The sequence below is a fragment of the Streptosporangium sp. NPDC049248 genome (genome assembly GCF_040678965.1).
In the GTDB taxonomy this organism is placed as follows: Bacteria; Actinomycetota; Actinomycetes; order Streptosporangiales; family Streptosporangiaceae; genus Streptosporangium; species Streptosporangium fukuiense.
This window is the reverse complement of record NZ_JBFAQY010000010.1, coordinates 1-6631: the sequence shown is the minus strand read 5'-3', so window position 1 is coordinate 6631 and position 6631 is coordinate 1. Positions and strand designations below refer to the sequence as shown.

The following is a 6631-nucleotide window of genomic DNA, read 5'->3' as shown; positions in this document are numbered from 1 at the left end:
CACAGCTACCAGGTGAGCGCGACCAACGCCTCGGGGGAGTCGGCGAAGTCCGGCGCGGTCTCCGCGACCGTCACCAACACGCCACCCCCCGGCGGCCTGCCCAAGCGGGTGCTGGTCGGCTACCTGCACGCCTCCTTCGCCAACGGCTCCGGCTACATCCGGATGGCCGACGTCCCCAATGAGTGGAACGTCATCAACCTGTCCTTCGGCGAGCCCACCTCGGTGACCTCGGGGGACATCCGCTTCACCCAGTGCCCGGTCGCCGAGTGCCCCAACGTCGAGTCCGAGGCGGAGTTCATCGCCGGAATCCGGGCCAAGCAGGCACTCGGCAAGAAGGTGCTGATCTCGATCGGCGGCCAGAACGGCCAGGTCCAGCTGAGCACCACGGCCGCGCGGGACAAGTTCGTCCAGTCGGTGAGCGCCATCATCGACAAGTACGGCCTGGACGGGCTGGACATCGACTTCGAAGGCCACTCCCTCTACCTCGACAGCGGCGACACCAACCTGTCCGCACCCACCACCCCGGTCATCGTCAACCTGATCTCCGCGCTGAAGACCCTCAAGGCCAGGTACGGAGCCCGGTTCGTACTGACCATGGCCCCCGAGACGTTCTTCGTCCAGCTGGGCTACCAGTTCTACGGCCCGGGACCGAACGGCTCCGCCAACCGGCGGGCCGCCTCCTACCTCCCGGTCATCCACGCGATGCGCGACGACCTGACCCTGCTGCACGTCCAGGACTACAACTCCGGGCCGATCACCGGGCTGGACAACCAGTACCACACCATGGGCACCCACGACTTCCACGTCGCCATGACCGACATGTTGCTCGCGGGCTTCCCGATCGCCGGCAACCCGGCCAACGTCTTCCCCGCGCTACGCCAGGAGCAGGTCGCCATCGGCCTGCCCGCCGCCGCGTACGCGGGCAACGGCTTCACCACGGTGGCGGAGGTCCAGAAGGCCTTCGACTGCCTGGCGAAGGGGACCAACTGCGGTCCGTACCGGCCCAGGGGGGTCTACCCGAACCTCCGCGGCCTGATGACCTGGTCCATCAACTGGGACAAATACAACGCCTTCGAGTTCTCCCGGAGCCACCGGGCCTATCTCGACGCGCTGGGCTGAGAACTCCTCGCCGCCGGGAGAGACGGACTTCCGGCGGCGAGGTTCCCTCGTCGCGGTTCGCCACCGTCACTCATCGTGACCGCGCGCACTCCACGGGTGGCGAAGACTGGCAGAGTGGTCTCGTTTTAGAGACCGGGTGGCCGGTCGGCGGTGGGGTCCGGCAGGCTAGAGGCCGTCATGGACTACGCAATTCTCACGGGGTTCGTCCTCGTCACAGGTGTCGTGCTCGCCGTGGTCGCACAGTGGAAGGGCTGGCGGCCTTCGCTGGCGGCCGTGCTGGCGGTCGGAATCGTCTTCAGGGTGCTCATCATGACCACCTCGGCGATGGACACCTGGCAGCCGGTCGACTTCGTCAACAGCTTCAAACCCGCGGGCGAGGCGGTCCTGAACCGTGAGGATCCCGTCCTGGGGAGCAACGGCGGCTGGCACTTCCTGCCGACCATCCCCTACGTCTACGGCTTCCTGCTATGGCTGGGCATCCCCTGGGAGATCGGCGGGCGTCTGGTCACCGTGGTCGCCGACATCGCGCTGATCCCGCTGGTCGGCAAGCTCGCCGGGGGCTCCAAGGCGTCGTTGCGCGCCTTCCAGTACGCGTGCAACCCGCTGGCCATCCTGGTCGCCTCCGTACACGGCCAGGTCGAGCCGGTCGCCCTGGTCTTCGGCGTCGCCGCCTTCGTCGTCGCCCGGGGGCCCGGCGACCCCGACCGGCCAGGTATGACGACCGACGTGGTCGCGCTGGTTCGGGACAACGTCGCCTCCCGAGGCCTCTTCGGTGCCGTGCGGCACGCCGCGGGCTCCTCGGGCACGGTCCTGCGCACAGCGCTCACCCCTCGCCCCGGTGACCGGCAGTCCCTGCGCCGCGCCCTGTTCGCGGGGCTGCTGATGGGCCTGGCGCTCTGCGCCAAGAGCTGGCCGATCTGGCTCATCCCCGGCATGCTCCTGCTGCTGCCCACCGTCCGCGCCCGCGTCGTGGCGTTCGTGGCCACCGGCATCGCGCCGGTCTTCTTCCTGGTCACCCTGCCGATCTTCGCCGGCACCTCGCTGAGCCAGATCCCCGAGGTCATCCGAGTGATCCAGGACGTCCGCCCGATCGTCGGCCAGTGGGGTTACAGCGCCATCCTCATGAACGGCGTCAACGATCTGAACCAGGCGATCGCCACCTTCGGCACCCGTCTGGTCTACGTCACCCTGCTGGTGACCGCCTTCCTGTGGCGCCGCGCAGACCCGGTCGATCTCACCACGGCGCTGCTGATCGCCTTCATGGTCGCCACTCCCCGGCTCGGCGCGCAGTACCTCCTGTGGTTCATGCCGTTCCTGGTCGCCCGCCCGGCCCGTTTCGCCTGGCCGGCCATCATCGGCGTGTCCTTCTGGGCCGCGTACGGCTACCTCTACATGACCCAGTTCGACTCCGCCACCTGGCGGAGCCTCCATGTCTTCTGGTCCCAGGGCTCCATCGTGCTCCTGCCGATCCTGGCGCTCGCGATGCCATGGGCGCGCCGCGTCTTCAAAGCGCCTGACGCTCCCGAGGAACCGCCGCCCCTGCGGTCCGTCCCGGCCTCCGCCTGACCTGCCACCGCCGTGACGGGCGTCGCCACCTGCTTTCGGCCCGTCACGGAGGAGGCACTGGTGCTCCCGATGGCCTCGGCTGGCGGCCGGAGCCGGGTGGGCGGCGGAGCGGTGGCGCCGGAGATCGTCCGAGTCCCAGGCGCGACTTGACTTTGACCAAGCACTTGCTCAAGATCCGGGTGTGGTGACATTCGCGGACCTGATCCGGGCGCGGGCCGGTGACGAACATCCCGGCCTGCGCTTCGAGGACGAGAGCTACAGCTGGGCGCGGATCGTCCACGAGGCGGAGCTGCGGGCGGCACTGGCCCTGGACATGCGGGAGCCGGGCCGCCCGTTCCACCTCGGTGTCCTGCTGGAGAACGTCCCCGAGTACGTCTTCTGGATCTTCGCCGCGGCCCTCTCGGGCGCGACCCTGGTCGGCATCAACCCCACCCGGCGCGGCGCGGAACTCGCCGCGGACATCCGGCACACCGATTGCCGCCTCGTCGTCACCGACACCCCGCGCTCCGCCCTGCTCGACGGTCTCGACCTCGGGCTGCCACCCGGCCGGGTCCTGCTCGCCGACACCGACGGCTACCACGCGCTGCTGGCCCGCCGCACCGGCACCGAGGCGCGGGCGGCCCTCGACGCCGAGAAGCCGCCGCGGCCCGAGGAGGCGTTGCTGCTGCTCTTCACCTCGGGATCGACCGGCTCGCCGAAGGCGGTGATCTGCGGCCAGGGGCGGCTGGCGGCCATAGCGGGCAGGGGAGGCCAGTTCGGGATCGACCGGGAGTCGGTGACCTACCTCGCGATGCCGCTCTTCCACGGCAACGCCGTCATGGCCAACCTGGCGATGGCCACCGGCGTGGGCGCGACGGTGGCGATGCGCCGCCGCTTCAGCGCCTCGGAGTTCCTCACCGACATCCGCAGGTACGGTGTCACCTACTTCAACTACGTCGGCCGCGCCCTCGCGTACATCCTGGCCACTCCCGAACGCGACGACGACTCCCGCAACCCGCTGCGGGCCGCCTTCGGGACCGAGGCCTCCTCCCGCGACCTGACCGAGTTCGCCCGGCGGTTCGGCGCCCGGATCATCGAGGGGTACGGCTCCTCCGAGGGGGCGATCGCGATCAGCAAGGTTCCCGGAACCCCGGCCGACGCGCTCGGCCTGCCGCAGCGGGGGATGGACGTCGCCGTCCACGACCCCGCCACCGGCCGTGAGTGCCCGCGGGCCCGCTTCGACGACAGCGGCGGGCTGGTCAACGGACACGAGGCGATCGGCGAGATCGTCCGGCGCGACGCCTCCTTCGAGGGCTACTACAACAACGCCGAGGCGGACGCCCAGCGGCTCCGCGACGGCTGGTACTGGAGCGGCGACCTCGCCTACCGCGACAGCGCCGGATACTTCTACTTCGCGGGCAGGGACGCCGACCGGCTCCGGGTGGACAGCGAGAACTTCGCCGCCGCCCCCGTCGAACGCATCCTCGCCCGCTACCCGGGCACGGTCATGTGCGCCGTCTACGCGGTGCCCGACCCGCGCACCGGCGACCAGGTCATGGCCGCGCTGGAACTCGACGACGACTTCGAACCCGCCGGATTCGCCGCGTTCCTCAACGCCCAGCCCGACCTCGGCACCAAATGGGCTCCCCGCTTCGTACGGCTGACACCGGAGATGCCGCTCACCGCCACCAACAAGGTGGACAAGAGCGCTCTGCGGCGCCAGCTGTGGGAGTGCGCCGACCCGGTGTGGTGGCGGCCGGGACGCGACCTCGCCTACGTCCCGCTGACCGAGGAGGCGTGCTGGGCACTGCGTGCCAGGTTCGTCGACTTCGGCCGTGCCCGGCTGCTTCCCTAGCGCCCGTCAGTACCCGTCGGCGGACCGTCCGATCAGCCGGCCCAGGGGGACTCCCGCCAGCCGCCGTACCTCGTTCGCCATGTGAGCCTGGTCGGCGTATCCGCTGGCCGCGGCGACCTCGGCCGCCGCGATGCCGCGCCTGGCCAGCCGCAGCGCCCGCTGGAACCTGACCACCCGCTGCAACGTCTTCGGACCGTACCCGAAGGCCCGCAGGCACCGGCGCAGGAGCTGCCGCTCGCCGAGCCCCAGATCCCAGGCCACCTCCCTGACGCTCCGCCCCGCCAGCAGTGCCTCGGCGATCGCCGACGCGGCGGGATCGGGCCCGGGCGTCGTGCGCATTCGTACGGCCAGAACCCGTTGTACGGCGTCGGTGACTCCCGTGAAAGGGGTCAGCTCGGACAGTTCCCTGAGCGATTCCAGCTCGGACAGCGGCACCCGCAGGTCGCGCAGGCTGTCGAGCGGCACGCCGAACACCCCGCCCGCCGTGCCGGGACCGAACCTGATCCCGACGTAGCGGTCGCCCGGCGACATCCACACGGTTTTCGGGCCGGTGTCGGGACCCGCGACCCGCGCTCCTCCCGGACCCCAGATCAGATCCACACAGCCGTCGGGCACGACCAGCTGGGGCGTGCCTGTGCCCATGGTCGTGACGGTGGTCGCCTCGTTGCTCCACACGCAGGCCACCCGCCCGGCGACGAGGGAGTCAGGAGCCCACTCGCGATACATGGTCTCAGGTTACGGGCGGCTTGCCTCCCCCTCCGTTCTTCTCCGAGCCCTCCGCCGCCGGCCGCCCCTCGCCGGGCACATTCCCCGAGACGAGGGCGGCGGCCCACTCGCCGTCCGGATCGCTGTCGATCAGCAACGTGCGGGTCAGCAGGCTGAGCGGGATGGCCAGCAGCGCGCCCAGCGGGCCGAGCAGGAACGTCCACAGGATGAGCGAGATGAAGGTCAGGGTCGTGGACAGCCCGACGGCGTCACCGAGGTACTTGGGCTGGATCAGCGACTGCACCACGAAATTGATCAACAGGTAGGCGACGATCACGAAGACCATGGTTTTGAAACCGCCCGACAGGAGACCGAGCAGGGCGGGCGGTATCAGGCCCAGGACGAAGCCGATGTTGGGGATGTAGTTGGTGATCAGTGCCAGCATGCCCCAGAGGAGGGGGAGCGGCACGCCGAGAAACCAGAGCGCGGCCACGTCCAAAGCGGAGCAGACCAACCCGAACCCCGTCGACACCACAAGATAACGACGGGTCCGGTGGGCGAAGTCGTGGAGCGCGCCGATGAGCAGGGGCCTGCGCGCCGCCCCCAGGGCGAGAATCCGGGAGAAGGCCTGCGCGTCCAGGCACATGGCCAGGAGCAGGACGATGACGAGAACGATGCCGGAGAACGCGCCCACCAGCCCGCCGAGGAATTCCTGCGCGATCGTGAAGACCTTGCCGGGATAGAAGGAGTTGATCGCCTCGTTTATCTGCTGCGTGCCGATGCCGATCCTCGCCGCCAGTTCCTGCGCCTGCAGAACGAGCTGCTGGAACTGCTTGTCATAGGTGGGGATGAGAGCGGCCAGTTGTGCGATGGCGAGCGTCAGGGTCGCCACCATGCCCAGGAGCACCAGCAGCACGATCGCCAGGGGGATGGCCACCAGTACCCACCCGGGAGCGCCGTGCCGGTGGAGCCAGGTTCTGACCGGGGAGACCGCCAGGATCAGGATCAGTGCCAGCAGCGCCGGCCCAACGATCGAGCCGACCGCCCTGATCCCCCCCAGAACGATCACCGCACTCGCGGCGCAGAGGAGCATGACGAGCGTCCTGGGCAACACTCTCTGGTCCGTCATGTCTGATCTCTACCCAGCGAGCGGGAAACACGTCTCCACGGGGCACGCGCTTCGATTTGACGGGACCCGGCGGCGTACATAGAGTTCACAGGCCCGAGGGGGTCGGCGGAGATCGCCAGAGCCTCGGGACCACCCTTCTGATCATCTCCCTCGTCGGGGCGCATGCGTCACGCCGGGATCCGATTGGACATCGACCGGATGTTGGAGTAAGTTAGAGGGGTTGCCCTGGAGACAGGGTGGTCGCAATCCTAGCGGATTCGGCGGGTTCAAGTCGATGG

5 protein-coding genes are annotated in these 6631 nt (G+C 69.4%); 3 read left to right on the top strand and 2 right to left on the bottom strand.

The annotated features are described in order from the left end of the window. The first annotated feature begins 12 nt into the window (after positions 1-12). The 3 genes from AB0K21_RS19625 (at position 13) to AB0K21_RS19615 (ending at position 4519) form a co-directional block, all read left to right on the top strand. The gene (locus AB0K21_RS19625; RefSeq protein WP_364151999.1) at positions 13-1119 is read left to right on the top strand and encodes a chitinase; all 1107 of its coding nucleotides are present in this window, start codon (positions 13-15) and stop codon (positions 1117-1119) included. A 177-nt stretch (positions 1120-1296) separates the two neighbouring features. After that, the gene (locus tag AB0K21_RS19620; protein ID WP_343983052.1) at positions 1297-2685 is read left to right on the top strand and encodes a hypothetical protein; all 1389 of its coding nucleotides are present in this window, start codon (positions 1297-1299) and stop codon (positions 2683-2685) included. Between the two features lie 181 nt (positions 2686-2866). Continuing rightward, entirely contained in the window at positions 2867-4519 is a 1653-nt protein-coding gene (locus tag AB0K21_RS19615) for an AMP-binding protein (protein WP_364151651.1), read from the top strand. Positions 4520-4525: 6 nt separating this feature from the next. On the opposite strand, the gene AB0K21_RS19610 is transcribed toward AB0K21_RS19615, so the two are convergent. Continuing rightward, a complete protein-coding gene (locus AB0K21_RS19610) occupies positions 4526-5245 on the bottom strand; it encodes an AraC family transcriptional regulator (protein WP_343983046.1) in 720 nt (239 codons plus the stop codon). 4 nt (positions 5246-5249) lie between these two features. Then, entirely contained in the window at positions 5250-6353 is a 1104-nt protein-coding gene (locus AB0K21_RS19605) for an AI-2E family transporter (RefSeq protein WP_364151647.1), read from the bottom strand. Positions 6354-6631 lie beyond the last annotated feature (278 nt).

Excerpts from the sequence above, each read along its gene's own strand:
- AB0K21_RS19605 (WP_364151647.1), bottom strand. The coding sequence starts at position 6,353 with ATGACGGACCAGAGAGTGTTGCCCAGGACGCTCGTCATGCTCCTCTGC.
- AB0K21_RS19610 (WP_343983046.1), bottom strand. The coding sequence starts at position 5,245 with ATGTATCGCGAGTGGGCTCCTGACTCCCTCGTCGCCGGGCGGGTGGCC.
- AB0K21_RS19620 (WP_343983052.1), top strand. The coding sequence starts at position 1,297 with ATGGACTACGCAATTCTCACGGGGTTCGTCCTCGTCACAGGTGTCGTG.